Below are 25,595 nucleotides of genomic sequence, written 5' to 3'. Positions count from 1 at the left end.
TCGGTTCTCCGTTCAGAGGGTGACGACGCGGGTCGCTGCGCCGTCGCGGTCGGGGAGGTCGGCGTCGCCGGGCAGTAGCGCGGGCTCGGTGCCGGGCTTCTGGGCGCGTTCGATGGTGAACGCGGTGGACTTCTTGCCGTACCACCGCGCGCCGGCCTCGGTGTTCGATGCGGCGTAGGTCTCACGCAGCTGGCGCAGCGTGGGCACCCAGAGGATCGCGCCGGCCTCTCTGGCCCACGCCAGGTATGCGAGACCAGGCTCAGCCGGCATCGGCGGAACGATGCGGTGCTGCTCGCGAGTGCGCACGTCGACCATGACACCGACGCCGCGATACACAAACCACTCGGGCCAGACCTCATCGAGGTTCTCGATCGCGAAGTGCTGCTCGGTCCAGGGCCGGTCACCTGCGGTGTTGAAGGCGTGGGTGGCGAGCTGCTGCGCCTCGCGGATGGCCGCGTAGTCCTTGCCGACGAGCTGCGCCTCTTGCCAGGCGTCGGCGAGCCCGGCGGTGATGGCGCCCGACGGGCTGGCGACGTCCAGGACCCGCGGCTCGAGCTTCTCGAAGCGGGTGATGACGTCCTGGAGCTGGTCGTGCAGGGACCCGAACACCGCGTCGGCGCCACCGCGGATGACGGTGTCGAGCTCCTCGTCGAGCCGGCGGTGTGCCTGATCGAGTAGCTCGATGACGGCCTTGCGCTGCTGCGGTGCCAGGGTAGCGGCGTGTGCCCGCTCGGCAAGGTCGGTGGGGACCTCTTCGCCTGCGCGCAGGACCTCCATGACCTCGGAGACCAGGTCGTCCTGTGCCGCCGGTCGGCGTGCACTCTCGGCGTTCAGCGCGGCCTTGGCGGCAGCGACCGCTGCCTTGGTCTCGGTGTAGTGCGGGATGTCGTCGAGCGCGCGCTTCAGCGCGGGGTTGCCGGACGTCAGGATCGTTGCGAAGGTGGTGGTCATCGGCGGGTTCCTTCCGGTTGGCGCCCAGCTCGGGAGATGCGGGCGACGGTCATGGGGTCGGCGAGGCATTCGTCGCAGAGGTTTCGGTAGCCGCGGATCGAGGCGCCGCAGCCGCGGCACGCAGCCCCGATGGGGCGGCGGGTTACGTGCTGGCCGCAATCGGGCCGTGCGACAGGCTTCGGACCACGGGCAGGCAGCCAGACACCGCACCACGGTCGGCTGCACTGCACGACGTAGACGCTCATCGGGTCGGCTCGCCCGTCTGCGGGTCGCGGCCGTCGGCGATGGCACGCAGGCCCTCACGGAGGTCTGTGCCGTGTGCGGCGGCGACGTCGAGGACCGGCGAAAGGATGTGCTCGACGACGATGCGCAGTGCGCTGGCGCAGACGTAGCCGATGGAGTCGACGCCGACCCGGGCGAGGGTCTCGGCGTTGATGCGGTCGAGTGCTGCCGGGTCGTCGCTGGCTGCGGCGAGGGCGTGGGCGTAGCGGGTGGCTTCGGTCTCGACCTGGTCGAGGTTGAAGATGCCGATCGGCTCGTTGTCGTCGCTGACGACGAAGTAGGTGTGGTCGCTGGTCACTGGTCCTCCAAGTTGCTGATGGTGACGTCCTTGACGGCCGCGATGGCCTCGCAGCGTTTGCCGGCTGTGCAGGTGCAGAACCAGCCCTCGTGGCCGAGGTAGCCGACGCGGTGGGTCCGGCCGTTGTCGTCGGTGACGAGGGCGTCGAGGACGCGGTGCGCGAGCACGAGGTGGCGGAGTTGGATCTTCATCGGGCGCTCTCCGGGTACCTCGAGCGTGTCCATCTGGAGGCCACCCGTGTCCCGTGTCCATCTGTAAAGCGATGGACACGGTGGACACGGGGTTGACCAGCGTGTCCATGGACACGGTTGGACACGCCTTGGACACGGGGACACGGGGTCACTTTTCGGACCCCGATTCGTAGGTCTTGAGCAGGGTGTGCGGGGTGCTCTCGGAGACGAATCCGTCGAGGATGAGGAAGTCGAGTGCCTCGCGGATGGACTTCGCGTTGCCGCGCACGGCGGCGCAGATGCGGCGCTGAGAGAGCGGCCCGTGGGTGTTGAGCGCCTCAACGACCCGGCCCATCAGGACGGTCGGCCGGAAGTCGCCGGTCGTCTTCTCCGTGGGCGGTTCGATGTCGGCGAGGACGAAGCTTTCGTGCTGCGAGTCCAGGACCAGGTCGGCGAACCAGTGCATGCCGCCGGACGACGGCTTGCCGTGTCGGCGGAGCTGGCCCGGGCGGTCCTTGCCGATCTTCACCGTCGACCGTCCGGTGAGGCCGATGCCGAACGGTGTCCTGTTCTCGAGCACGTATGCGGCGCCGTCCAGCCCGTTCAGCTTGTGCACGGCGCCCAGGCTGTACCGGCCGCGCCCCTCTGCCGCCTTGGTGACGTGGTCGAGTGAGCAGACCGCGGGGCCCATGTTCGCGATGCCGGTCGGGAGCATGCGCCCGAACGTGGCGGCGTCCTTGTTCGACAGTGGGTCCAGGCCGTGCAGCACCATGGCCTCGGTCACGCCGTCGATGACGACGAACGTCGGGTGCATGTCTCCGAGGGCCTGCGCTAGGTCCGAGCGGCCCACGACGTCCAGGGGCTGCTCGGGCCGGACGTAGGCGAACCGGTCGCGGATGGACTGCGCCGGGAGCTGCATCGACATGAGTCGGCCGACGACGCCGCCGGCTTCGTCCTCGAAGTCGAGGTAGACGACGCTGTTGCCGCGTTCGATTTCTGTGATCGAGGTGGCGAGCAGCAGCCAGGTCTTGCCGCCCTCGGACTCGCTGGACACGGTGTGCTTGCGGCTGCGGTAGAACATGCCGATGCCGTCGCTGCGGGCGCCGACGGTGGCCTGTGGCGGCTCGTAGGTGCCGTCGAGGACGGAGCTGATGTCCTGGGGCCGCCAAGACCGCACCTTGTCGGCCGGCTCGCTGCTGTCCTTCGGCAACTGGCCGTTTGGGTCGAGCTGCCACTCGGGCGGGTCCGGGTGGTCCGTGCCGTAGGACAGGACGTCGCTACTGCCCGGCGGCGTGCAGCGGATGCAGACGGCGACCGAGTAGCCGTGCTCGCAGGTGTCTGTCTTCACTCGACCACCGCCGTGACAGCAGTGGTTCGCGCGGTGTTCTCGGTGTAGAGCGCCATCCAGAATTCGAAGTCGCGGCCGCGGATGGGTCGGCGCCAGAACGCGTCGATGCGGGTGACGTACTCCTCGAGGGCGGTCATCGGGCGTCACCAGCCATCCGCCGGAGGAGATCCCGTTCAGACCGCTCGTAGGCGCGGGTGAGATCGAGTGCGTGCTGGTCGATGTGGCCGACGATGGTGTCTTCGACCAGTTGCCGGAGCTGGGTCGTTGGGATGGCGTCGACCTCGACCGAGTCGCCGACGAAGGACTTGGCGCGCGAGTCCGTCGTCTTGGTCGGCCGGGTCGGCAGTGACCAGGCCGAGATCTGCTCCTCGGTGACGGCTAGTCGCCGGAAGTTGATCTCGGCGTTCGGGGCGAACTCCCGCAGCCTGGTCTGCACGTGCTGCCAGGCCGCGACGCCCGATGGGTCGTGGTCGCCGAGCTGGTAGACGAAGGTGGGCTTGCCGACCCTGCGGATCGTGGACGCGGTGGACCACAGGAACGACTCCGAGGCGAACCTGCGGGCGATCATCAGCGGCACGTCCCAGGACCTCGTGATCGGCGAGACGATCGAGGAGATGGCCTCCTTCTCCGACCACACCTCGACGTAGACGTCCTGGTCGTTCCACAGCGCCCGCCGGTAGGACGCCGCGGCATGGTCGAGCATCTCCTCGACTCGATCCCACGTGCTGCCCTTGATGTGCCAGCGGGTGCCGTCGGCGATCCACTCGTACGGCAGGTCGCCGGCCCGCCGGAGCTTGAGCACCTCGCGTTGGACGGCGGCGTAGCCCTTCTCCGTCTTCGGCACCGCGCCGAGGGACATGACGCGGTAGAACACGCCGCGAACCGACATCGGATGGTCGGTGGTGCAGACGCGGATGATCGCCTCGTCGAGCGCGGCGAGCTGGTCCTTGGTCCGCCGGGGACGCTTTACCGGACTAGTGCCGTAAACCGTCGCCGTCATCGCACCCACCCCGTCCGGACGGGGACCAGTCGGGCGAGCACGATCGCGACGTCGACACCGCGCTCGCTGGCGCGCTGAGCCGCCTTCTCGGCTGCGGGGAGGTTGAGGTACACCCGGCGCTTGAACCGGTCGTCCAGCGAGCGGCAGACCACGACGTAGGCGCCATCGACGATGCCCTCGAACAGCGCGGCATCAGTGCTGTCGCCGGTCGTCTCGCCTATGCTGAAGGGGACTTCCGCCGCCGTGGTAGTCATCGGAGCGCCGCCCTCGTCCACGGGGCGGCGTTCTCTTTCAAGCGGCAACGCCATGAGCGCCACCGCCGTTCCGTGCGACGGATGGTCGTAGCAGCTGTGCGAGTCGGTCCCGCTGCTCGGTGGTCAGCGGCGGCGCCTGGTCGACGACCTTGCGGATGTGGTCTTCGAGCGCGGCGGCGCGCAGCTCGCGGCGGGCAGCGACCACTTCCGGGTCGTCAGGTGCGCGGTGGCGGACCAGCGCGTTGTGGCGCGCCCGCGCGGAGTACATGGATGGCACGTGTCGGGCCTCCGGGCATGCGAAACTCGCACACCCGCCCCGACGGGGAGTGGCCTACCTCCGGGATGACGCCGCCCGGTCGACTTCGTGCCAGGCCAGTTTAGCTGGTCAGCGGTACGAGATGTCCAAGGACTCGATGCCCCGCGCGTCGCAGCCCTCGACCATCGTGGCCACCTCGGCCTCGGAGAGCGGCCAGTTCACCTGCCGGCGACGGAGCTTGCGGCAGGTGGGGCACGTGAACGTGAACGTGCGGTTCCCACTCGGGTTCACGGTGACGCTGAGCGACTTGCGGTTGATGACCTTCTTTCCCGCGCCGGGCTTCGGCGAGCGACGCAACTCCTGCGCCATCGTGTACTTCACGGTGCGCCGCTCGTACAACGGCCCAGGCGGCGGCTGGCTCTTGACGTAGTTCTCGCGGATCTCCGCCGCCCATGCGGCATCGTGGGGGGTTACCTTCTCGATGACGTCGGCCATGAGGTCCACGTCCGCCTGGGTGAGACGGCGCTCCATCGTCACCACACCAAGCTCCCGCGGTGAGTCCTCGTGGCTGCCGCGACCGGTGCAGACGATGGTCAACTTCACGGCCGCCTCCACTCAATGCTCACGCTCTCGGGATCGAACGTACGCCGCCCGCGCGGTGCTGGGTGGAGTGTGAACTCCGCGAACAGGTCGACGACCGCTCGGCGAATCATCAACGAGGTCAGCGCGTCGAACGCCGCAGCGGGGTCCGGTGCCGTCAGTACGGCCGCCGCGGGACCGGCCGCTCTGGTGAGCCTGGCGCGCCGCGCGTTGACGTCGTCGAGATCGGCCCGCAACTTCTCGACCTTGACTCTGTGCCGCCGCGCGTCGATGAGGTCGGCGTCATAGTCCTCATCGGTCTTAGCGATGCGACGCCGGAGCGTGGTGGCCTCCTTGCCGAGCCGCTCGGCCTCGGCGTCGTCCTTGGGCGACACGAGCAGCTGCGCCAGGTCGGGACGTCGCAGCCGCTCGCGGATGACCCTGAGCACGTAGTCGTCGATGGGACCCTGAGCACGCGTGAGACACCCCCTGGAGCAGCGGTAACGGTCGCCGCTCCACGACACGACGCGCTGGCCACACTGGCATCGGTATAGGCCGGCGCCGAGGTGCTTGCGGTCCGTCCCGACCTGTGTGCGGCGGCGGGGGTCGGAGAGGCGGGTCTGGACGATGTCGAACAGGTCATCGTCGACGATCGCGTCCCAGCCGCCGCGCTGGCCTGTCTCCTTGCCCTGATAAACGGTGCGGCCGGCGTAACGCGGGTTGGCGAGCGCGGTGCGGATTGTCGACGGGTTCCACGGCCGCCCGCTGCGGGTCGAGACTCCGGCCTCCGTCAGCTGGCTCGCGAGCCCGCGCAGCGATTCACCGGCGGCGAACATCTCGAACATCTCCCGGACGACGACGGCCTCCGACGAGATGACGGTGCCGTCGATCTCGTACCCGGTGAGCCGGACACCGAGCGGCGGCCGGCCGTGCTCCGACCGTTGCAAGGCCGCGCGACGTTGCCGGGCGCCCTTTCGCTCGACCTCGGCGCGCGCCACAGATGCCTTGATGCGCGCGAAGAGCCGGCCCGCGTCGGTCGATAGGTCGGCCTCGCCGTTGGCCGTGACGAGGATGAGGTCCCGGTCGGTGGCGGCGTCGATCCAATCCTCGAGTTGGCGTGGCTGACGCGTGAGTCTGTCCAGGTCCCAGCACACCAGGGCATCGAATTCGCCGCGGCCGAATGCGGCGACCATCGCGTCGTAGTGGGGCCGGACCTTGGTCGGCTTGCTGGCCGAGACCTTGTCGATGAACAACGGCTGGATGACGTCCCAGCCGCGCTCGGCCGCGATGCGCAGGCAGTCCTCACGCTGGCGGTCAATGGCCAGGCCATCGCCGTTGGCGTCGAGCGAGATGCGCAAGTACACCGCACATCGGGTCGTTCGGGGTCTTGTGCTCACCGTCGAAGTGTTGCATAGTGACGCCATCAGGTCGAGTTCCGCTTCAACGTGTGAGCTTCCGCCACGACGGCGGACGGGGCGAGCCGACCCTGTGGCTTCATTCGTCCGCGTCGAGGTCGGGAAGGGGCGCGTATTGGCGCGCCCTGACGTCACGGATCATCCAGACCCGGAACGCACCCTGTTCTTGATCTTGGACGAAGAGTTGAGCGAGCGCCGGAACGCGCCAGCCGGTGGTTCCGAATCGCTGGACGACGGCGGCGATGTCGGCATGGTTGAGCACACCGGCCCAGAGCAGTGCTTCGGGGAACTTCCAGCCGCCCCATGCGTCCGGGTGGTCGTGCAGGGCCCGGAGAGAACCGACGCCTCGGACGTCGGGCTGACCTTGCCGTGGGGCCTCGGTCTGCAGCCAACGGTCGAAGTCGTGCACGAGCGCTCGGTCCTCGGCCGTGTCGACCGACAGCAGTACGTTGGTCACCCAGCTCATGGCGTCATCGTCCAGCAGACTCGGGCCTTGTGCCCGGGGGTACATCGGCGACGGGTACGGCGTTCGCGGCCGCCCGGGCGATCTCGATCTGCCGGACGAGGAAGGCCTGCTCGTCCAGCTTCTTGCGGCGCATCCAGGTGGTGACCTCAACGTTGCACTTGCTCGCGTTGCACGAGCGACAGGCGGGCACGACGTTCGTCAGCGTGTAGCGGCCGCCGCGGGAGATGGGCAGCATGCAGTCCTTCTGCAGCTTGGGCTGCGGCTCCGGAGCGCCGCAGTAGGCGCAGCCGCCCCAGGCGGCGACGAGGGCCGACCACTGGTCGTCGGTGAGGTCGTGCTCGACCTTGCCCATGCGACGCTTCCGGCGACGCGCATAGGTCGCGGCTCGGCTGCGAGACGGCACGATCCGAGCGTAGGGCCGCGGATCGTCCGATCCCGGGATTGAGCAGCCATGATCATCCAAGATTCGTGGGGTGATGGCCCCATCGATCCTTGATGATCATGGAAGGAGGGCGGATATCGACACTCAGTCGCCGAGTAACCACAGGTAGGTGTGCGGGCGCCGCATGTGGGTCGCGACCAGCACGGTGAGCGCGCCACAGATCGCGCGGACGTCCGCATTGCCGGTCTCGTCAGCCCACCGCCTGAGCTCGCTCATCAGAACGACCGTCTGGCCGCGATTGAAGCAGGTGTCGCCGACGGGGTCGATGTGAGCGAGCAAGGGGTAGCGGTCGGCGCGGCCTAGCGGCAGGTGGCTCTCGAGGAGGACCCGAGGCTCACCGGGCAGCGTGTCCTCGACGTCCTGGAGTTGCGCGATGTCGCGGAACCGCTCGTCCCGCACCCGGATCGCGATCGGCACTGGGGCTACGCGTCCTCGTCGTCGAGGTCGGGCGGCGGGAGGAGACCGATGACCTTCAGGAGCTGGACCGTCCTCTTCTCGACCACGACGTCCACCGAGGCGAGGAGGGGGAGGATCTCGTCCGGCGACGCCTGTACGCCGGTCACGTCCGCCGCCCAGACGATCAACGCCTCGGTCTCGACGGAGACGGAGACCGGGACGGGGTCGCCGCCGTCGGGGCGGCCGAGGTGGAGCAGGCCGCGGGCGGGCGGCTCGACGGGTGCGAACCGGAGGGTCGCGTGGTCGCGGTCGTGGAGGTCGATGGAGAGGAACCGCTCCGAGACGGCCGAAGTATCCCATCCGCCGTCGCTGTAGACGAAGGTCGCGAAAGTACCCACGGCCGGCAAGCCTAGCCACAACATAAAAAGACCGCGGCGCAGCACCGGTGTGGGACTGCGTCGCGGCCGACCGGCATCAAAAGTGGTGGAAGCACCTCCGCCGGCACGACACAGCATAGCGCCACATGAGGTCAGGTCGCGCGCCGACGGTGACCGCGCACCTTGGCAAGGTTGCCGCAGCGCTGCATCGAGCACCACCGCCGCTGCCCCGGCCGGGAGGTGTCGACCAGCAGCAGCCCGCAGTCGGCGGCCGCGCAGACCCGGATGCGCCCGGCCCACGGGCCGCTGAACAGGTCGATCGCGTCTCTCGCCAGGGTCGAGAGCGCGGCCGCCGCCGTCGGCGCCTCGAAAGACACGCCCATGCCCGATGGCGTCAGCTGCGGCACCAGCGGGGGCGCCGCGGCGGCCGCGTTCAGCACCGCCACGTCGGAAGCGGACACGGATCGGCCCGCCGCCAGCGACCGAGCCCCGACGGCGATGGCCATGCGCACCGGCCGGGCCGCCGCCAGGTCCGGCCCGCCGGCCGACAGACCGTCGACCGACAGGATGACGCCGAGCCAGTGCGACAGGTCGGCGGGCGTGTGGAGGATCTCCCACACCGCCCAGTCGCCGTCGCCGCCGGTGTGGCTGAAGTCGAGCGAGACGCGGCCGGTGAGGAAACGCCGTCGCACGTCGAGGGGGAGATCGGCCCGTCCTTGCATGACACCACTATAACTGGTTACAGTCCCTCCATGACCCACATCACACACATCAACCCCGAGTCCATGCACTCCAACCCGGCGTTCTCGCAGGTCGTGCGGGTGCCCGCGGGAAGTGACCTCGTCTTCGTCGGCGGCCAGAACGGTGTCGACGCCAGCGGGCAGGTCGTCGGGCCGGACCTCGCGAGCCAGACGCGGCAGGCGGTGAAGAACCTGCTGACATGCCTCGACGCGGCCGGCGCGCAGCCCGAGGACGTCGTGAAGTGGACCATCCTCATCCAGGCCGGCGAGTCGGTCCAAGAGGGCTTCGCCGCGTTCGGCGAGGTGTGGGGGCAGCGCCCGAACCCGCCCGCCATCACCGCTGCTTTCGTCGCCGCGCTGGGTGTGCCCGGCGCGCTCGTCGAGATCGAGGCTGTCGCCGCCGTCGGCTAGCGTGACGGCCATGCCGGACGAGAAGGACACCCTCAAGCGGTACCTGCAGGCTCAGCGCGACGGGTTGCGGTGGAAGCTCGACGGGCTCGGCGAGCGCGACGCCCGCTGGCCCATGACGACCACCGGCACCAACCTGCTCGGGCTGGTCAAACACGTCGGCAGCATGGAGTACGACTACTTCGGCCTGGTCTTCGACCGCCCCAAGCCCGAGCCGATGCCCTGGCTCGAGGACGACGCCGAGGTCAACGCCGACCTGTGGGCGACGGCGGAGCAGTCCATCGAGTGGGTTCTCGCCTTCTACGACCGCGCCGTCGCGCACGCCGACGCCACCATCGACGCCCTCGCGCTCGACGACACCGGCAGCGTCCCCTGGTGGCCGGAGGACAGACGGCAGGTCACGCTGCACCAGATCCTCGTCCACATGATCGCCGAGACCGCCCGGCACGCCGGCCACGCCGACATCGTGCGCGAGCAGATCGACGGCACCGCGGGGCTGCGGCCCGGCAACTCCAACCTGCCCGACCAGGACGCCCAGCGCTGGGCCGACTACGTCGAGAAACTGAAGCGCCTCGCCGAAGAGGCCGGCGCCAAGGGCTGAACCTCAGTCCTGGCCGTGCCACGACCGCCAGAGCGCGGCGTAGGCGCCACCCGCCGCCACCAGTTCGGCGTGCGATCCCAGCTCGACGATCCGGCCGGCCTCCATGACGGCGATCCGGTCGGCGTCGTGGGCGGTGTGCAGGCGGTGCGCGATCGCGACCACCGTCCGGCCCGTCAGCACCGCCGCCAGCGAACGCTCCAGATGCCGCGCCGCCCGCGGGTCCAGCAGCGACGTCGCCTCGTCGAGGACCAGCGTGTGCGGGTCGGCCAGCACGAGCCGGGCCAGCGCGAGCTGCTGCGCCTGCGCCGGCGACAGCTCGACCCCGCCCGCACCCACCGCGGTGTCCAGCCCCACGGAGGCCGCCCAGGACCACGCGTCGACCGCGCGCAACGCCTCCTCCACCGACGCATCCGAGGCCGACGGCCGCGCCATCAGCACGTTGTCGCGCAGCGACGCGCGGAACACGTGGTGCTCCTGCGTCACCAGCGCGACCTCGGCCCGCAGGTCCTCCAGCGACAACGACGCCACCGGCACGCCGCCGACGGTGATCGTGCCGGTCCGGGGCGCGTGCACGCCGGCGAGCAGCTTCCCGAGCGTCGACTTCCCGGCCCCGGACGGCCCGACGACGGCGAGCCGCTCACCCGCCGCGATGGTGAGGTCGATGTCGTGGAGGACGTCGTGGCCCGGCCGGTAGGCATGGCTCACGCCATGCAGCTCGAACCCCTTGTCGACGACGGCGTCAGCCTGCGGCCCGTGCGACTCACCCGGGGCGCTCGCCGGAGCCGCCGACGGCCGCACACCCCGCAGCCGGGCCATCGCCGCGCCGCCGACCTGCAGCTCGTTCAGCCAGAACAGCAGGGTGTCGACCGGGTTCAGCAACTGCTGGGTGTACAGCGTCGCGGCGGTCACCGCGGCCAGCGTGACCACGCCGTCGAGGTAGAGCAGCCCGCCGAACACGAGGGTCGCGACCACCGGCAGGATGAACGACACGTCGACGTGCGGCAGGTACACCGTGCGCAGGTACATGGTGAAGCGCTCGGCGCCGTAGGACGTGGCGATGTCGGACTGGACCCGGGCGAAGCGCCGGTCGCCCAGCCGCAGCGCCTCCACCGTCCGGGCGCCGTCGACGGTCTCGGCCAGTCCTTCGGCGAGTCGCGAGTACGACGCGTTCTCGCGCAGGTACGCGTCGCGCGCCCGGCGCAGGTACCAGCGCGTCGCCACCCCCAGGATCGGCGCGCTCACCAGCGCGAACGCGGCCAGTAGCGGTCCCAGCAGCACCAGCCCGCCGAGCGTCAGCACGATCGTCACGACGCTGAGGAACGTGTCCGGGACCGCGTAGCGCACCGCGCGGGCCAGCAGGTCGACGTCGCGGGTGGTGCGGGTGATCAGGTCGCCGGTGCCGGCTGCCTCGACCGTGCCGAGCGGCAGCGCCAGGACCCCGTCGACGAACTCCTCGCGCAGCTGGGCCAGCACCTTCTCGCCGAGCCGTGCCGACGCGAACATCGCCAGCCCGGTGAGCACGGCCTGCGCGACGACGAAGAAGCAGATCAGCGCCGTGATGCGCCCCACGTCGTCGACGCCGGCGCTGACGTCCTGGACCAGCCGGCCGATCAGCCAGGGCCCGGCCAGCCCGGTCGCCGCGCCGAGCGAGTGCAGGACGACGGCGACCGTCAGCTCACGCCGGTGCCGCAGCGCGAGCCGGCGGGCGTGCCGGCGCACCTCCCGCGCCGTCGCGACCGGCAGGCCGGCCGACGACCCGGCCGACGACCCGGCCGGCGAGGTGCCGCTCATGCCGTCCCCTCCTCACGAGCGACCAGCGCCCGGTAGCGCGGGTCGTCCAGCACCGACGCATGCGTGCCGGTGGCGACCACCGTGCCGCCGTCGACCAGGACGACGTCGTCGGCGTGGTCGAGCAGGATCGGGCTGGTCCCGACGACGACGGTGGTCCGCCCGGCCCGGGCCGCGGCCAGCCGGGCGGCGATGCGCGCCTCGGTGTGCGCGTCGACGGCGCTCGTCGGCTCGACCAGCACCAGCACGTCCGGCGAGCTCAGGACGGCCCGAGCCAGCCGGAGCCGCTGCTGCTGGCCGCCGGAGAACTCCTTGCCGCCCGCGGTCACGACGGTGTCCAGCCCGTCGGGCAGCGCCTCCAGCACGTCGGCCGCCGACGCGACCTCGATCGCGGCGAGCAGCTCTTCGGCGGACGACGACGGCGACAGCTCGCTCCGTAGCGGTCCGGCGAACAGCCGCGCCTCGTTGCCGGACACGAGGATGCGCCGACGCACCTCGTCGAGCCCGGCCGCCCGCAGCGGCACACCGTCCCACGTGACGTCGGAATCCACATAGAGGCCCAGCCGGTCGGCCAGCTCGGCCCCGTCGGCCGGCACCGTGCACGCCACCGCGGTGACACCGCCACCCTTCACGACCAGGCCCGACACCGGGTCCACCAGATCGCCACCCGCCGAGGGCAACCGCGCCGCGCCACCCGGCCCGATCGACGGCGTCAGCGCCAGCAGCTCCACGACCCGGCGCGCCGCCACGAACCCCTTCATCGTCGTGCTCGCGAAGAACGTGACCCGGCGGATCGGCGTCGCCAGGAACACCGCGTACCCGTAGAACGCGACCAGCTGGCCGGCGGTGAGGTCGCCGGCCAGCACCGAGCGCGCGCCGAGGTACACGATCACCGCGACCAGCAGCCCGGGTAGCAGCATGCGCACGCCGTCGAACACCGCCTCGGCACCGGCCAGACGCACACCGGCGTGGCGGACCCGCTGCGACTCCGCGTGGTAGCGCCCGGCGAACAGCTCCTCGCCGCCGATGCCGCGCAGCACCCGGAGTCCGCCGACGATGTCGACGGCGTGCGAGCTCAGTTCGGCCTGCTGGTCGCGTAGCCGCGCCTGCCGGTCGTGCAGCGGCCGCAGCAGCAGGGCGACCGCCGCGACCATGAGCGGCACGCCGGCCAGGACGACCAGCCCGAGCTGCCACGACGTCGCGAGCATGACGGCGGCCACCACTGCGATCGCGACGACGGAGCCGATGCCGCGCGAGCTGAGGTCCAGCACGCGGCCGATCTGCAGCACGTCGGCGACGCCCACGCTCATGACCTCGCCGGCCGACGTCTTGCGCGGCAGCGTCGCGCCGAGCCGGGCCGCCTGCCGGGTGACCAGCTGCAGCGTCCGGTACCGCGCGCCCAGCGCGTTGGTCAGCGCGCACCGGTCCTGCAGGATGGCGGCGGCGGCCTGCAGCAGGCCCAGGGCGAGCACCACTCCGCCCCACAGCACCAGGTCGCCGCGGTCGCGTCCGGTCAGCCCGTCGTCGATGGCCCGGCCGACGCCGTACGGGATCAGCGCCTGCGCCGTCGGCCAGAGGCAGCCCCAGAAGGCGCCCAGCAGGACGACCGGCCACTGGGTGCGGGCCAGCCACAACAGGTACCGGCCGGGCGTCAGGCGGCTCGGCTCACCGGGATCCGCATCGGGGAAGCGCCGCACAAGACAGGGGAGCCTAGCCCGGCCCGCACCCGGCGGCAATGCGATTACCGGCCGCGACCTTGACCGGCACCGACCACAGCACCCACGATCGACGGCGATGGAGAAGATCAGACGCTGGCCGATCGAGTCGTCCGCGGTGCGGACCATGGGCTACGACCCCGAGTCGTCGACCCTCGAGGTCGAGTTCAGCTCCGGCGACGTGTACCGCTACTACAGCGTGGCTCCCGCGGACGTCGAGGCGCTCATCCTGGCCGACAGCAAGGGCACCTTCATCAACCAGGTCATCAAGGCCAGGTACCGGTTCCGGCAGATCACGGGGTGATGAGGGCGTCGAGGGCCGCCGGCACGGGCGGGCGGGGCGCGGTGTCCGGCGTGGCGGCGCGGAAGGCGCTCGGGGCGAGGCCGTAGACCGCACGGAACCGGCGGGAGAAGTGGTAGGCGTCGGCGAAGCCGCACTGCACGGCGATGGCCTGCAGCGACAGGTTGCTCATCCACAGCAGCGGCTCGGCGCGGGCCAGCCGCAGCCGTTCCAGCGCGGCGACCGGGCCGACGCCGAACTGCCGCTGGAACACCCGGCACAAGGTGCTGACGGAGACGCCCGCGGCGGCGGCGAGCTCGCCCAGCGGCACCGGCCGGGCCACGCCCGCGGCCCAGGCGGACCGGACGGCGGCCATTGCGGCGACGACGGGTCGCGGCAGCCCGCCGTCGGCGCCCGGATCCGAGGACGGCGACGGCGGCGGCGCGAGGAACGTCAGCACCAACAGGCGCAGCGTCTCCGCGGCCTGCTCGCGCCAGGCCGGGGGACAGGCCGCGCCGAGCCAGAGCAAGTACTGGCAGAGCGCGCCCATGGGATCGGGCCGGCCGCCGAGGTCGCGCACGACCGGCCACATCGCGCCGTCCAGCCCGGACCCCGACAGCGTGAAGTGCACGTACGCGTGCCGGGTGGGGCGGCGCGGGTCCCACCGGAACGAGTCGCGCATGCCCGGCCGGACCAGCAGCAGCGTGCCCGGCGCCAGCGGCACCCGCATGTCGTCCCAGTGCCAGGTCGCACTGCCGGACAGCAGCCAGACGAACTCGTAGGTGCGGGCGTCGCGCGGGCCGAACGTCGAGCCCGGAGGGTAGTCGGCGACGGCGGGCCCGAGGCGGGACACCAGCCCCACCTCGAACCCGCCGGAGACCCCGGACCCGAACGCAGCGACCTCAGCGGTCACAGCCACCGTCGCGATCGGGCCGGATCCGCGGAGTGCGCAGCTGCTCGACCCCCTTGTAGGCATACGGGTCGTCGCCGGCCACCAGCACGACGTCGCGGAAGTCGGCCTGCGCCATGTTCTGGCCCTCGTACGGCAGCGCCCACGGCAGCAGCGACTCGGCACTCATGTAGTGGTCGGCCAGCGCCCGCCGGTAGCCGTGCGCGCCGGTGTTGGGCAGCGACTTGTGCAGCAGGTAGCCGTTGAACAGCAGCACCGACCCGGCCTTCAGCTCGACCGGGACGGCGTCGTCGTCGGTCCACGGGAAGTCGTAGGACTCGACGGTGCAGTCGTAGCGCGGGTCGTCGTGCTCGCGGTTGGGGTAGATGACGCCGCGGCGGTGCGAGCCGGGCAGCACCCAGAGGCAGCCGTTCTCGACGGTGGCGTCGTCGAGAGCGATCCACGCGGCGGTCAGCGAGCGGTCGCGCGTGGGGATGAACATCTCGTCCTGGTGCCAGGCCTGGCCGGGCTTCCCCTCGGCCTTGACGAACAGCATCGACTGCATCGCCTTGACGTTCGGGCCGATGACGCGGGTGAGCGGACCGACGATGCCGGGATGGCGCATCGTGTCGAGCATCAGCGACGACAGCTTGTGCGGGTAGTGGATGCAGAGGAACCGGCGGATCACTTCGTCGTCGGTCTCGTCCGCGGAGGACGCGACCGCACCCTCGATGGCGCCGAGCTCGCCGCGGCAGATCCGGGCCGTCTCGGCTAGCAGTGCGTCGAGTTCAGCGCGGCTCAGCACGTCCGGCAGGATGGCGAATCCGTCCTGCTCATAGCGCTCTTCCAGGACACCTGGCGCCGAGACATCGACGGCGGGCAGGACGACGGCGGCAGCTGGGGTGACGGTCACGGCACACTCCCGAGGACGAGGGACGGACGACACCAGCGTGGCGTCGTCCACCCCGCCGCGGCCATGGCTCCACCACGCAGCATGATGGCGAATCCTGTCACAACGACTCCTTGCGCGCTATGCCTTGACGATTCGCGAAACGTGCGCGTAATCTCGACGCCACCGTACCTAATACGTATGAATTGGAGGACGGGACGTGCCACCCCAGGGGCGACGACGCCGGCCGACCCAGGTCGACATCGCACGCCGCGCCGGCGTCTCGCAGGCCACCGTCTCGCTGGTCATCAGCGGCGGCGCGGCCAGCGACCAGATCGCCGCGTCGACGCGACAGGCGGTCCTCGCGGCCGCGGCGGAGCTCGGCTACGCGGTCAACGTCGCCGCCCGCAGCCTCAAGGGCGGCCGCAACCGGCTGCTCGGCCTCTACACGTTCGAGCCGGTGTTCCCGACCGATCTGCGCGACTTCTACTACCCGTTCCTGCTGGGGGTCGAAGAGGAGACCGCGTCCCAGGGCTACGACCTGCTGCTGTTCAGCTCGGTCACCTCGTCGCCCGACCGGTCCATCTACGCCGGCGGGACCAATCGGCTCAAGCTCGCCGACGGCTGCGTCCTGCTCGGCCGCAACGTTCGCCGCGAAGAGCTGAACGCGCTGGTCCAAGAGGACTTCCCGTTCGTCTTCATCGGCCGCCGCGAGGTCGACGAGGGTGAGATCAGCTACGTCGGGGCCGACTACGTCGCCGCCACCAGCGCCATGGTCGCCGAGCTGCACCGCCTGGGCCACCGGCGCATCCTCTACCTGCGCGCCATCGAGGACACCGAGCCCACCCGCGACCGCGAGCAGGGCTACCGCGAGGGCCTGGCCGCCGCCGGCCTCGAGGTCGACGAGCGGCTCATCCAGGGCCTCGCCGACCCCGCCGACCTGTCCGCCGAGCACGTCCAGCACTGGATCGGCGCCTACGGCGTCACCGCGATCCTGGTCGAGCCGACCGAGGACAACCGGCTGGTCGACGCGCTGACGGCGATGACCGACGGCGAGCGGGTGCGTTTTCCCGAGGACTGCTCGATCGCCCTGCTCGGTGAGCCGCCGTCGTGGACGCCGGAGCTGCGCGACTGGACCCGGTTCTCGCTGCCGCGGGCGGAGATGGGGCGCGAGGCGGTGCGCATGCTGGTCGACCTGCTCGGCGACCCACAGTCGTCGTCGCGCCAGGTCAGCATCCCGTGCACGTTCTTGCCCGGCGACTCCATCGGCCCGGCCCCTGAGGCGGCCGCCCCGTGATCAAGCTCATCCTCCGCCGGCTGCTCATCGGCGTCTTCGTCATGTGGGGCGCCGCCTCGCTGATCTTCGTCATCGTGCGCGTCGCGCCGGGCGACCCTGCCACTGTCATGCTCGGCCCGGACGCCGACCCGGAGCAGGTCGCGCGGCTGCACGAGACGCTCGGACTCGACCGGCCGATGTTCGCGCAGTACCTGAGCTTCCTGGGTGACGCGGTCCGGCTCGACTTCGGCGACTCGCACCGGCTCGGCCGCCCCGCCATGGAGGCGGTGTTCGACCGGCTGCCGGCGACCATCGAGCTGACCCTCGCCGCCACCGCGATCGCCGTCGTCGTCGGGCTCACGCTCGGCCTCGTGGCGGGTGGCCGGCCGGGTGGCGTCGTCGACCGGGTCGTGTCGGCGGCCACCATCGCGCTGCAGTCGTTCCCGACGTTCTGGGTCGGCATCATGCTGATCCTGGTGTTCGCGCTGGGCCTGCGGCTGCTGCCCAGCGCCGGGGTCGGAACCCCGCAGCACATGGTGCTGCCGGCGGTGACGCTCGCGCTGCCGTTCACCGCCATCGTCGCCCGGCTGACCCGCAGCTCCGTCGCCGAGGCGATGCGCGAGCCGTACGTGCAGACCGCCCGGTCCAAGGGCCTGACCGAGCCGCAGGTGCTGGTCGGCCACGCTCTGCGCAACTCGCTGATCCCCGTCGTGACGGTGGTCGGCTTGCAGATGGGCGCGCTCATGGGCGGCGCCGTGATCGTCGAGAACGTGTTCGCCTGGCCCGGACTCGGGTCGCTGGTCGTCGACGCCGTCGCCAACCGCGACTACGCCGTCGTCCAGGCCGTGACGCTGCTGATCGCCGGCATCGTCATGGTGCTCAACCTGGTCGCGGACCTGCTGTACACCCAGCTCGATCCGCGCATCCGGATGGAGGGCGCGTCGTGACCGCCACCGCCACCCTGTCCGCGCCCCTGGCCACCGGCAAGCGGACCAGACGCCGCGCCGGCTGGCTCGGCACGGTCCCCTACGTCGTCATCGGCCTGTACGTGCTGGTGGGGATGGTCGGGCCGCTGCTGCTCGACTACGACCCCGTCCACACGCCGCTCGAGGACCGGCTGCTCTCGCCGGGCTCGACGACGGCCGACGGCGGCACGGCCTGGCTCGGCACCGACGACCTCGGCCGCGACGTGCTGGCCCAGATCGTCTACGGCGCCCGCACGTCGGTGCTCATCGGCGTCGCGACGGTGGGCATCTCGAGCGTCGTCGGGCTGCTGCTCGGCGCCGTCGCCGGATTCGCGCGCGGCTGGCTCGACGCCGTCCTCGCCCGCATCTTCGACGTGCTGCTGGCGTTCCCGGCGATCCTGCTCGCCATCGTCATCGCGGGCGCCTTCCAGCGCAGCGTCCTGCTCGTGGTGGTCGCGCTGTCGGCCACCGCATGGATCTCGTTCGCCCGGGTCACCCGCAGCGTGGCCCTGTCCCTGCGGGAGCGGGCCTGGGTCGACGCGGCCCGCGTGCTCGGCGTCCCGAACCGCTCGATCCTGTGGCGGCACGTCCTCCCGTTCACCGCCGGACCGATCGTCGCGCTGGCGACGCTCGAGTTCGCCCTGGTCGTGCTGGCCGAGGCGGGCCTGAGCTTCCTCGGCATCGGGCTGCCCTCGTCGACGGTGTCGTGGGGCCAGACCATCGCCAACGGCAAGACCTACCTCGAGACGGCGTGGTGGATCTCCACCCTCCCCGGCATCGCGCTGTCCCTGCTGATCATCAACGTCGGGATCCTCGGCGACCAGCTGACCGCCCGGTACGGGCGCGGACGCCGCGACCCCTGAAGCACACACGAAGGAGCCAGACCCATGACCCGATCCAGGGGCCGCCTCGCGGCCGTCGCCGCGGCCGCCGCGCTGCTGCTCGCGGCCTGCTCGACGACGTCGGGCGGCGGTGACGACACGGCCGACGCCGGCGACTCCGGCGAGGCGGCCGGCGGCGACGTCGTCGCTGCCGGCACGTACCCCATCGAGAGCCTCGACCCGCACGGCGCCCAGGGCGCGTCCACCGGCACCCAGTTCGCCGGCCAGGCGATCTTCAGCCGGCTGGTCCGCCCCGCGCCCGACGGCTCGCTGACCGGCGACCTCGCGGAGTCGTGGGAGCCGAACGCCGACGTGACGGCGTGGACGTTCACCCTGCGCGACGACGCCACGTTCAGCGACGGCGAGCCGGTGACGGCCGACGACGTCGTGGCCTCGTTCGAGCGGATGATCACGCTCGACGGCCCCAACGCCGGCAACTTCCCCGAGTACACGATGACGGCCGCGTCGGACACCGAGGTGACCATCACCGCGCCCGCTCCCGACGCCGCCGTCCCGGGCAAGCTGCTCATCTTCTACGTCATCCCGGTCGGCGTCGCGCCCGACGACACCGCGTTCTTCGCCGAGCCGGTCGGCTCCGGGCCGTTCACCGTCGGCGCCTTCACGCCGGGCGACTCGCTCGAGCTGGTGCCGAACGAGAACTACTGGGGCGACGTCCCGCAGGTCGACTCCGTCACCGTCCGGAACATCCCGGAGCTGTCGGCCCGGCTGACGGCGCTGCGCACCGGCGAGGTCGACGTCGTCTGGGGCATCCCCGACGACCAGCTCGGCGCGCTGCAGGGCGAGGACACGCTGACCGTCGAGACCGTGCCCAGCACCGCCGTCTACACGATGTGGTTCAACTCCTCGATCCCGTCGCTGACCACGCCGGAGGTCCGCCGGGCGCTCTGGCAGGCCGTCGACTTCGACACCATCATCTCCACGCTCTACCCGGAGACCGGGACGCTGGCCGAGGCGCCCGTCTCGCCGCTGGTGCTCGGCTACTCGCCGCAGGAGCCGGTCGGCTACGACCCCGAGGCGGCCCAGGCGGCGCTGACGGCGGCCGGGTTCGACTTCTCGCAGTCGCTGCGCCTGCAGTTCGCCAACGCCGAGTTCCGCCCGTTCATCCAGGCCGTCGTGTCCGACCTCGCCGAGATCGGCGTCACCGTCGAGCCGCTGGAGAAGGAGCAGGCCGTCTTCACCGAGGACCTGCTGGCGCTGAACTGGGACATCAACTTCCAGCAGCTCGCCACGCCGACCTACGACGCTGCCAGCAACCTCGGCCGCCTCTACACCTGCGCCGCCGGCCGCAACGGCTACTGCAACCCCGAGCTCGACGCACTGCTCGCCGCGGCCGGCGGCTCCGCCGACGAGGCCGAGCGGACCGACCTCTACGGCCAGGCCAGCGAGATCATCTGGCGCGACGCGGTCGGCATGTACCCGATGGCCGTGAGCCTGGCGTACGCCTGGAACAGCGACCTCGAGGGCTTCACGCCCGACCCCAGCGGCCTGCCGGACTTCTCGACGGTGACGGTCTCGGGCTCGTGAGCGACGTACGGACGGCGCGAGCCGGCGGCTCCCCGGTGGCCCAGCACGAGGCGTTGCTGCAGGTCGACGGGCTCACCGTCGACCTGCCGGGAACGCGCGGGGACCTCCGGATCGTCGACGGCGTGTCGTTCGACGTGCCGGCCGGCACCACGGTCGGCCTGATCGGCGAGTCCGGCAGCGGCAAGACGATGACCGCCAACGCGATCATCGGGCTGCTGCCGGACGGCGCCGGCACCGGCGGCCGGCTGCTGTGGCGGGGCGAGGACCTGCTGCACGCAGGCGCCGGTCGCCGGCGCAAGGCCCGCGGCCACGAGATCTCGATGATCTTCCAGGATCCGCTGGCCGCGCTGAACCCGACGCAGCGCATCGGCCGGCAGGTCGGTGAGATCCTCCGGCGCGACGGCGTCGGCCGCGGCGAGGTGCGCCGGCGGGTGGTCGAGCTGCTCGACCGCGCCGGCGTGCCGGACCCGGCTTCGCGGGCGGGGAACTATCCACACGAGTTCTCCGGTGGGCTGCGGCAGCGGGCCATGATCGCACTGGCCCTGGCCGGCAACCCCTCGCTGCTGCTCGCCGACGAGCCGACGACGGCGCTCGACGTCACCGTCCAGGCCCGGATCCTGACATTGCTGCACTCGATCCAGCAGGACGAGGGGCTCTCGATCCTGCTGGTCAGCCACGACCTGCGGGTCGTCGCCAACGTGGCGTCGCAAGTGGTGGTCATGTACGCCGGACGGGTCGCCGAGCGCGGCCCGGCACCGGCGGTGCTGCGCCGCCCGGCCCACCCCTACACGAAGGCGCTGGTCCGCAGCGTGCCGGCGGTGCGCACGAAGACCGCGCTCGCCGACCCGCTGCCCGGTGCGCCGGCCACCCCGGCCAACCGCCCGGCCGGCTGCCCGTTCCACCCGCGCTGCCCGATCGCCCAGGACCGCTGCCGGAGCGAGGTGCCCGCCGTCCGCGAGGTCGCGCCGGGCCGGTTCAGCGCCTGCCACTTCGCCGAGGAGGTGCTCGCCCCATGAGTCTGCTCGAGATCCGCGACCTGCGGGTGACGTTCGGGCGACGGCGCGATCCGTTCGTCGCCGTCGACGGCGTGAGCCTCGACGTCGGCGCCGAGCAGACCGTCGGACTGGTCGGCGAGTCCGGCTCGGGCAAGACGACCGTCGCCCGCTGCGTCGCCGGGCTGCAGCGCCCCGACGCCGGCACCGTCACGTTCGAGGGCCGGGCGCTGGACCGGGTCGGCCGCCGTCCGTCCCCGCTGCAGCGCGCCGTGCAGATGGTCTTCCAGGACCCGCGCTCGTCGCTGAACCCGCGCATGAGCATCGACGCGATCATCGGCGAGTCCTGGCGCACGCACCCGTCGGCGGCGCCGTCCGGCGACCGGCGCGCGGCCGTCCACGCACTGCTCGCCGACGTCGGCCTCGACGCCGACGTCGCGTCCCGCCGTCCCGGCGACCTCTCCGGCGGGCAGTGCCAGCGGGTCAGCATCGCCCGGGCGCTGGCCGTGCGGCCGCGGCTGCTGGTCTGCGACGAGGCGGTGTCGGCGCTGGACGTGAGCGTGCAGGCACAGATCCTGCGGCTGCTGGTCGACCTGCGCCGCACCCACCACCTGGCCATGCTGTTCATCTCGCACGACCTCGGCGTGGTGCACCAGATCGCCGACCGCGTCGCCGTCATGCGCCGCGGCCTGGTCGTCGAGGAGGGCCCGGCCTCCGACGTGCTCGGCGCGCCCCAGCACGAGTACACGCGGGCGCTGCTCGACGCCGCCCTCGACCTCGACGACGCCGGATCGGTGACCGGATGACCACTCCCGCACCCTCCGGCTGGAACACCTGGGACGTCCGCACCCACACCGGCATGACCCACCTGCCGTCGGGCCTGCGGGTCCGCTTCGGCCTGCTCGACGCCGCGGGCACGCCCGTGTTCGACGGGTTCACCTGGCGCCACGGCCTGGTCCGGCTCGGCCACCACACCGTCGACGGCTCGTTCGCCGAGGTCACGGTCGAGGTCGACGGCGTCGAGCTGCGGCTGGCCATGGCCGGCGGCCCCGGCGACGAGCTGTACGTGCGCGCCGAGTCCGCCGGCATCGTCGTCGTCGACTGGCCGGAGACGCCCGGCTGGCGACTGGACCGCGACGGCGACGACGTCCTGATCGCGCCGCTCGCGTCCGCCGCGAAGGCCGGCGACGCCGGCGCCGTCGTCGAGGAGCACCGGGCCGCCGCGGACGCCGTCCGCCCCCGCTCCGCAGGCTGGTACGGCACCGCCGCCGACGCGCTGACCCGCGCCGTCACCTGGAACACCATCCACGCGCCGGACCTCGACCGCGTGCTGACCCCGACGTCGCGCGACTTCGTCTCCGTCGAGCGGCAGGGGTTCTACGGCACCTGGGCGCTGCACGCGTGGGACACGTTCTTCACCGGGCTGGTCGCGAGCGTGGTCGACCGCGACTACGCCCGCGGCATCCTGGCGCAGATCCTGCCGTTCGCCGACGACGCCGGGATGATCCCGAACCGCGTCAGCGACGAGCGCGGCACCACGTGGGACCGCTCGCAGCCGCCGGTCGGCGCGCTGACCGTCCTCAACGCGTACCTCGCCGGCGGGCTGTCCGACGAGACCCGCGACCGGCGCCTCCTCGAAGAGACCTTCGACGGACTGCTGGCCTGGCACGACTGGTGGCCGGCCCACCGCCGCGGCCCGTACGGGCTGCTGGCGTGGGGGTCGGACCCGATCGACGGCGACCCGGAGTCGGCCACCCTCGACCGCACCAAGCGCGAGTCCGGCCTGGACGACTCGCCCATGTACGACGAGGCCACGTACGACCCGGCGACGCACACCATGGACCTCGCCGACGCCGGGCTGAACGCGCTGCACGTCGCCGACGCCGAGGCCCTGGCCACCATGGCCGCGATCCTCGGCGACGACGCCACGGCCGCCCGGCTCACGGCCGAGGCCGACGACGCGCGCGCCACCGCCGCGAAGGCGTTCTGGGACGACGACGCGCACGCCTACCGCAACCTGCGCGCCGACGGCAGCCACGACCCGCACGTCTCGCCGACGCTGCTGTACCCCCTGCTCGGTGGGTTCCCGGACGAGGCGACAGCGCGGGACATCGCCGACGCCCTCCTGCAACCCGGCGTCCTCGGCGGCGACCGGCCGCTGCCCAGCGTCGCCCGCAACGACCCCGGCTTCGCCGCCACCTACTGGCGCGGCCGCATCTGGGCGCCCATGGCCTACCTGGCCGTGCAGGGGCTGCGCCGCTACGACCTGCGCGACCACAGCCGCGCGGTCAGCGGCGCCCTGCTCGGCCTCTTCCTCGCCGAGTGGGACACCCACAGCGCGGTCCGCGAGAACTACCCGGCCTTCGACGGCGAGGACCTCACCGGCTTCCAGCAGCGCTCCGACGGGCTGATGGCCTGGGGCGGGCTGCTGGCGCACCTCGCGTTCGGCGAGCTGGCCGAGGCACGGACCGACGGCTGGCGCTTCGCCCACCCCGGACGACCGGCCGAGCTGAGCAACCTGCCGCTCGGTGACGGCCGCCTCACGGTGACCGCCGGCGATCGGCTCGTGGTCACGCTCGACGGCGCCGTCCTGCTCGACGCCGCACCGGGCGTCGTCGTCACCGCCTACCGGCGCACGGCCGACGAGGTCGGCGCCACCGTCACCGGCACCGGGGACGTCCGCGTCGCCGTGCCGGGCACCACCAACGGCGAGCCGGAAGTCGTCACCGTCGACGGCGGCACCCGGCGCGTCCAGTTCGTCAGAGAGGGATCCCCCGCGTGAGCAGTGAGACGGCAACGACGACCGACATCCTCGTGGTGGGCGGTGGGCTCGGCGGCGTCGCCGCGGCCCTCGCGGCACTGCGGCGAGGCAGGTCCGTCCTGCTCACCGAGGAGACCGACTGGATCGGCGGCCAGCTGACCAGCCAGGGCGTCCCGCCGGACGAGCACGCCTGGATCGAGCAGTTCGGCAGCACCCGCACCTACCGCGAGCTGCGCGAGAACATCCGCGCCTACTACCGCACCTGGTACCCGCTGACCGACTGGGCCCGCGAGGCCCGCGACCTCAACCCCGGCCAGGGGAAGGTCAGCCGGCTCTGCCACGAGCCGCGCGTCGGCGCCGCCGTGCTCGAGGCCATGGTGGCGCCCTGGATCGCAGCCGGCCGGCTGCGCATTCTCTACCGGCACCGCCCGGTGGCCGCGAGCGTCGACGGCGACCGCGTCACCGCCGTCGTGGTCGAGGGTCCCGACGGCGTCCGGGTCGAGATCCGCGCGCCCTACGTCCTCGACGCCACCGAGCTGGGCGACCTGCTGCCGCTCACCGGCACCGAGCACGTCACCGGGTTCGAGTCGCGGCACGACACCGGCGAGCCCAGCGCGCCCGACGAGGCGCAGCCGGACAACATGCAGGCGTTCTCGTGGGTGTTCGCGGTCGAGCACCGCGCCGGCGAGGACCACACCGTCGACCGCCCCGCCGGGTACGCCGCGTGGCGCGAGTACCAGCCGCCGAAGTGGCCGAACCCGCTGATCAGCCTGCGTGCGCCGGACCCGCGGACGCTGGAGCCGTTCGAGCGGGCCTTCGTCCCCAACGGCGACACCGGCCCGGTCGTCGCCGACCAGAGCAAGGACCCGGGCGACCGCGAGCTGTGGGCGTTCCGCCGCATCGTCGCGCGCTCGGTGTTCCGGCCCGGCTTCGCCGACAGCGACGTCACCGTCGTCAACTGGCCGATGATCGACTACCTGCCCGGCCCGCTCATCGGGGTCAGCGACGAGGAGCGCGACAAGCACCTCGCCGGCGCCCGCGAGCTGTCGATGTCGATGCTCTACTGGCTGCAGACCGAGGCGCCGCGGCCCGACGGCGGCACCGGCTGGCCGGGGCTGCGGCTGCGCGGCGACGTCATGGGCACGACCGACGGCCTGGCGAAGGCGCCGTACATCCGCGAGTCGCGCCGCATCCTCTCGCGGCGCCGCGTCGTCGAGCAGGACCTGTCGCTGGCTGTGCGCGGCGACGCCGGGGCGGTCGAGTACCCGGACTCCGTCGGCGTCGGCATGTACCGCATCGACCTGCACCCCTCGACCGGCGGCGACACTTACATCGACGTCGCCAGCAGCCCGTTCCAGATCCCGCTCGGCGCGCTGGTCCCGCAGCGGGTGCGCAACCTGCTGCCGGCCGGCAAGAACATCGGGACGACGCACATCACCAACGGCTGCTACCGGCTGCACCCGGTCGAGTGGAACGTCGGCGAGGTGGCCGGCGCGCTGGCCGCGCACTGCCTGGCCGGTGGACTGGAGCCGGGCCAGGTGCACGAGTCCGGTGACCGGCTGGCCGCGTTCCAGGACGACCTGGCCGCCGACGGCGTCGAGCTGGCGTGGCCTGCGATCAAGGGGTACTGA

General features: G+C 71.9%; 30 protein-coding genes. 11 read left to right on the top strand and 19 right to left on the bottom strand.

Annotated elements, in window-relative coordinates; genetic code table 11:
* Positions 1 to 12: 12 nt before the first annotated feature.
* From HD601_RS02825 to HD601_RS02755, 15 genes are all read right to left on the bottom strand, one after another.
* A complete protein-coding gene (locus tag HD601_RS02825; protein WP_184819135.1) occupies positions 13 to 951 on the bottom strand; it encodes a hypothetical protein in 939 nt (312 codons plus the stop codon).
* Between the two features lie 241 nt (positions 952 to 1,192).
* Positions 1,193 to 1,531 (bottom strand): hypothetical protein, encoded by a 339-nt coding sequence (locus tag HD601_RS02820; protein ID WP_184819133.1) that lies wholly within the window; start codon positions 1,529 to 1,531, stop codon positions 1,193 to 1,195.
* Positions 1,528 to 1,722: a hypothetical protein gene (locus tag HD601_RS02815; RefSeq protein WP_184819131.1), complete on the bottom strand. Its 195-nt coding sequence runs from the start codon at positions 1,720 to 1,722 to the stop codon at positions 1,528 to 1,530. Before HD601_RS02815 ends, HD601_RS02820 begins: the two co-directional genes overlap by 4 nt.
* 148 nt (positions 1,723 to 1,870) lie before the next feature.
* A complete protein-coding gene (locus HD601_RS02810; protein WP_221440489.1) occupies positions 1,871 to 3,049 on the bottom strand; it encodes an AAA family ATPase in 1,179 nt (392 codons plus the stop codon).
* Positions 3,046 to 3,186, bottom strand: a complete 141-nt coding sequence (locus tag HD601_RS02805; protein WP_184819129.1) for a hypothetical protein — start codon at positions 3,184 to 3,186, stop codon at positions 3,046 to 3,048. Before HD601_RS02805 ends, HD601_RS02810 begins: the two co-directional genes overlap by 4 nt.
* Entirely contained in the window at positions 3,183 to 4,049 is an 867-nt protein-coding gene (locus tag HD601_RS02800; protein WP_221440488.1) for a hypothetical protein, read from the bottom strand. The genes HD601_RS02805 and HD601_RS02800 overlap by 4 nt, the downstream gene beginning before the upstream one ends.
* Entirely contained in the window at positions 4,046 to 4,303 is a 258-nt protein-coding gene (locus HD601_RS02795; RefSeq protein WP_184819127.1) for a hypothetical protein, read from the bottom strand. Before HD601_RS02795 ends, HD601_RS02800 begins: the two co-directional genes overlap by 4 nt.
* A 37-nt stretch (positions 4,304 to 4,340) precedes the next feature.
* Complete coding sequence (locus HD601_RS02790; RefSeq protein ID WP_184819125.1) at positions 4,341 to 4,571, bottom strand: hypothetical protein; 231 nt, start codon at positions 4,569 to 4,571, stop codon at positions 4,341 to 4,343.
* A gap of 117 nt (positions 4,572 to 4,688) precedes the next feature.
* The gene (locus HD601_RS02785) at positions 4,689 to 5,174 is read right to left on the bottom strand and encodes a hypothetical protein (protein ID WP_184819123.1); all 486 of its coding nucleotides are present in this window, start codon (positions 5,172 to 5,174) and stop codon (positions 4,689 to 4,691) included.
* Positions 5,159 to 6,502 carry a recombinase family protein gene (locus HD601_RS02780; RefSeq protein WP_343076381.1) on the bottom strand — a complete coding sequence of 448 codons (1,344 nt, stop codon included), beginning with the start codon at positions 6,500 to 6,502 and terminating at the stop codon, positions 5,159 to 5,161. Before HD601_RS02780 ends, HD601_RS02785 begins: the two co-directional genes overlap by 16 nt.
* 130 nt (positions 6,503 to 6,632) lie before the next feature.
* The gene (locus HD601_RS02775; RefSeq protein WP_184819120.1) at positions 6,633 to 7,019 is read right to left on the bottom strand and encodes a squamosa promoter-binding protein 15; all 387 of its coding nucleotides are present in this window, start codon (positions 7,017 to 7,019) and stop codon (positions 6,633 to 6,635) included.
* 4 nt (positions 7,020 to 7,023) lie between these two features.
* Positions 7,024 to 7,371, bottom strand: a complete 348-nt coding sequence (locus HD601_RS02770; protein WP_184829394.1) for an HNH endonuclease — start codon at positions 7,369 to 7,371, stop codon at positions 7,024 to 7,026.
* A gap of 174 nt (positions 7,372 to 7,545) precedes the next feature.
* Entirely contained in the window at positions 7,546 to 7,878 is a 333-nt protein-coding gene (locus tag HD601_RS02765) for a hypothetical protein (RefSeq protein ID WP_184819118.1), read from the bottom strand.
* Between the two features lie 5 nt (positions 7,879 to 7,883).
* Positions 7,884 to 8,255, bottom strand: coding sequence for a hypothetical protein (locus tag HD601_RS02760; protein ID WP_184819116.1), 372 nt, complete (start codon positions 8,253 to 8,255; stop codon positions 7,884 to 7,886).
* Positions 8,256 to 8,386: 131 nt separating this feature from the next.
* Positions 8,387 to 8,956, bottom strand: a complete 570-nt coding sequence (locus tag HD601_RS02755) for a CGNR zinc finger domain-containing protein (protein ID WP_184819114.1) — start codon at positions 8,954 to 8,956, stop codon at positions 8,387 to 8,389.
* A 30-nt stretch (positions 8,957 to 8,986) separates the two neighbouring features.
* On the opposite strand from HD601_RS02755, the gene HD601_RS02750 reads away from it, so the two are divergent.
* On the top strand, positions 8,987 to 9,385 hold the full coding sequence (locus tag HD601_RS02750) for a RidA family protein (protein WP_184819112.1): 399 nt from the start codon (positions 8,987 to 8,989) through the stop codon (positions 9,383 to 9,385).
* Between the two features lie 10 nt (positions 9,386 to 9,395).
* Positions 9,396 to 9,983: a DinB family protein gene (locus tag HD601_RS02745; protein WP_184819110.1), complete on the top strand. Its 588-nt coding sequence runs from the start codon at positions 9,396 to 9,398 to the stop codon at positions 9,981 to 9,983.
* A 3-nt stretch (positions 9,984 to 9,986) separates the two neighbouring features.
* Here HD601_RS02745 and HD601_RS02740 read toward each other — a convergent pair whose 3' ends face one another.
* Positions 9,987 to 11,774 carry an ABC transporter ATP-binding protein gene (locus HD601_RS02740; RefSeq protein ID WP_184819108.1) on the bottom strand — a complete coding sequence of 596 codons (1,788 nt, stop codon included), beginning with the start codon at positions 11,772 to 11,774 and terminating at the stop codon, positions 9,987 to 9,989.
* Positions 11,771 to 13,468 (bottom strand): ABC transporter transmembrane domain-containing protein, encoded by a 1,698-nt coding sequence (locus HD601_RS02735; protein WP_184819106.1) that lies wholly within the window; start codon positions 13,466 to 13,468, stop codon positions 11,771 to 11,773. The genes HD601_RS02740 and HD601_RS02735 overlap by 4 nt, the downstream gene beginning before the upstream one ends.
* A gap of 97 nt (positions 13,469 to 13,565) precedes the next feature.
* Here HD601_RS02735 and HD601_RS02730 point away from each other — a divergent pair, with 97 nt between their 5' ends.
* Positions 13,566 to 13,790: a KTSC domain-containing protein gene (locus tag HD601_RS02730; RefSeq protein ID WP_221440486.1), complete on the top strand. Its 225-nt coding sequence runs from the start codon at positions 13,566 to 13,568 to the stop codon at positions 13,788 to 13,790.
* On the opposite strand, the gene HD601_RS02725 is transcribed toward HD601_RS02730, so the two are convergent.
* A complete protein-coding gene (locus HD601_RS02725) occupies positions 13,780 to 14,685 on the bottom strand; it encodes a helix-turn-helix domain-containing protein (protein WP_184819104.1) in 906 nt (301 codons plus the stop codon). The two genes, HD601_RS02730 and HD601_RS02725, sit on opposite strands and share 11 nt — an antisense overlap.
* Positions 14,669 to 15,568 carry a phytanoyl-CoA dioxygenase family protein gene (locus tag HD601_RS02720; RefSeq protein WP_184819101.1) on the bottom strand — a complete coding sequence of 300 codons (900 nt, stop codon included), beginning with the start codon at positions 15,566 to 15,568 and terminating at the stop codon, positions 14,669 to 14,671. Before HD601_RS02720 ends, HD601_RS02725 begins: the two co-directional genes overlap by 17 nt.
* A gap of 196 nt (positions 15,569 to 15,764) precedes the next feature.
* Here HD601_RS02720 and HD601_RS02715 point away from each other — a divergent pair, with 196 nt between their 5' ends.
* Genes HD601_RS02715 through HD601_RS02680 form a run of 8 tightly spaced genes read left to right on the top strand, consistent with a single transcriptional unit; the run spans position 15,765 to position 25,595 of the window.
* Complete coding sequence (locus HD601_RS02715) at positions 15,765 to 16,841, top strand: substrate-binding domain-containing protein (protein ID WP_184819099.1); 1,077 nt, start codon at positions 15,765 to 15,767, stop codon at positions 16,839 to 16,841.
* A complete protein-coding gene (locus HD601_RS02710; RefSeq protein ID WP_184819096.1) occupies positions 16,838 to 17,767 on the top strand; it encodes an ABC transporter permease subunit in 930 nt (309 codons plus the stop codon). Before HD601_RS02715 ends, HD601_RS02710 begins: the two co-directional genes overlap by 4 nt.
* Positions 17,764 to 18,648 carry an ABC transporter permease subunit gene (locus tag HD601_RS02705; protein ID WP_184819094.1) on the top strand — a complete coding sequence of 295 codons (885 nt, stop codon included), beginning with the start codon at positions 17,764 to 17,766 and terminating at the stop codon, positions 18,646 to 18,648. Before HD601_RS02710 ends, HD601_RS02705 begins: the two co-directional genes overlap by 4 nt.
* Positions 18,649 to 18,672: 24 nt before the next feature.
* On the top strand, positions 18,673 to 20,211 hold the full coding sequence (locus HD601_RS02700; RefSeq protein WP_184819092.1) for an ABC transporter substrate-binding protein: 1,539 nt from the start codon (positions 18,673 to 18,675) through the stop codon (positions 20,209 to 20,211).
* Complete coding sequence (locus HD601_RS02695; RefSeq protein WP_221440485.1) at positions 20,208 to 21,227, top strand: oligopeptide/dipeptide ABC transporter ATP-binding protein; 1,020 nt, start codon at positions 20,208 to 20,210, stop codon at positions 21,225 to 21,227. The genes HD601_RS02700 and HD601_RS02695 overlap by 4 nt, the downstream gene beginning before the upstream one ends.
* Positions 21,224 to 22,009 (top strand): ABC transporter ATP-binding protein, encoded by a 786-nt coding sequence (locus HD601_RS02690; RefSeq protein WP_184819090.1) that lies wholly within the window; start codon positions 21,224 to 21,226, stop codon positions 22,007 to 22,009. Before HD601_RS02695 ends, HD601_RS02690 begins: the two co-directional genes overlap by 4 nt.
* The gene (locus tag HD601_RS02685) at positions 22,006 to 23,985 is read left to right on the top strand and encodes an MGH1-like glycoside hydrolase domain-containing protein (protein WP_184819088.1); all 1,980 of its coding nucleotides are present in this window, start codon (positions 22,006 to 22,008) and stop codon (positions 23,983 to 23,985) included. The genes HD601_RS02690 and HD601_RS02685 overlap by 4 nt, the downstream gene beginning before the upstream one ends.
* On the top strand, positions 23,982 to 25,595 hold the full coding sequence (locus HD601_RS02680) for an FAD-dependent oxidoreductase (protein WP_184819086.1): 1,614 nt from the start codon (positions 23,982 to 23,984) through the stop codon (positions 25,593 to 25,595). Before HD601_RS02685 ends, HD601_RS02680 begins: the two co-directional genes overlap by 4 nt.

Source organism: Jiangella mangrovi, assembly GCF_014204975.1.
GTDB lineage: Bacteria > Actinomycetota > Actinomycetes > Jiangellales > Jiangellaceae > Jiangella > Jiangella mangrovi.
Note: the sequence above shows the minus strand (reverse complement) of the source record. Positions and strands in the feature narration are given on the sequence as shown.

Bases quoted from the DNA above. Each gene is read 5' to 3' on its own strand.
- HD601_RS02790 (WP_184819125.1), bottom strand. From the start codon at position 4,571: ATGTACTCCGCGCGGGCGCGCCACAACGCGCTGGTCCGCCACCGCGCA.
- HD601_RS02690 (WP_184819090.1), top strand. From the start codon at position 21,224: ATGAGTCTGCTCGAGATCCGCGACCTGCGGGTGACGTTCGGGCGACGG.
- HD601_RS02800 (WP_221440488.1), bottom strand. From the start codon at position 4,049: ATGACGGCGACGGTTTACGGCACTAGTCCGGTAAAGCGTCCCCGGCGG.
- HD601_RS02825 (WP_184819135.1), bottom strand. From the start codon at position 951: ATGACCACCACCTTCGCAACGATCCTGACGTCCGGCAACCCCGCGCTG.
- HD601_RS02755 (WP_184819114.1), bottom strand. From the start codon at position 8,956: ATGCAAGGACGGGCCGATCTCCCCCTCGACGTGCGACGGCGTTTCCTC.
- HD601_RS02740 (WP_184819108.1), bottom strand. From the start codon at position 11,774: ATGAGCGGCACCTCGCCGGCCGGGTCGTCGGCCGGGTCGTCGGCCGGC.
- HD601_RS02795 (WP_184819127.1), bottom strand. From the start codon at position 4,303: ATGACTACCACGGCGGCGGAAGTCCCCTTCAGCATAGGCGAGACGACC.
- HD601_RS02775 (WP_184819120.1), bottom strand. From the start codon at position 7,019: ATGAGCTGGGTGACCAACGTACTGCTGTCGGTCGACACGGCCGAGGAC.
- HD601_RS02770 (WP_184829394.1), bottom strand. From the start codon at position 7,371: ATGGGCAAGGTCGAGCACGACCTCACCGACGACCAGTGGTCGGCCCTC.
- HD601_RS02750 (WP_184819112.1), top strand. From the start codon at position 8,987: ATGACCCACATCACACACATCAACCCCGAGTCCATGCACTCCAACCCG.
- HD601_RS02805 (WP_184819129.1), bottom strand. From the start codon at position 3,186: ATGACCGCCCTCGAGGAGTACGTCACCCGCATCGACGCGTTCTGGCGC.
- HD601_RS02745 (WP_184819110.1), top strand. From the start codon at position 9,396: ATGCCGGACGAGAAGGACACCCTCAAGCGGTACCTGCAGGCTCAGCGC.
- HD601_RS02815 (WP_184819131.1), bottom strand. From the start codon at position 1,722: ATGAAGATCCAACTCCGCCACCTCGTGCTCGCGCACCGCGTCCTCGAC.
- HD601_RS02700 (WP_184819092.1), top strand. From the start codon at position 18,673: ATGACCCGATCCAGGGGCCGCCTCGCGGCCGTCGCCGCGGCCGCCGCG.
- HD601_RS02730 (WP_221440486.1), top strand. From the start codon at position 13,566: ATGGAGAAGATCAGACGCTGGCCGATCGAGTCGTCCGCGGTGCGGACC.
- HD601_RS02685 (WP_184819088.1), top strand. From the start codon at position 22,006: ATGACCACTCCCGCACCCTCCGGCTGGAACACCTGGGACGTCCGCACC.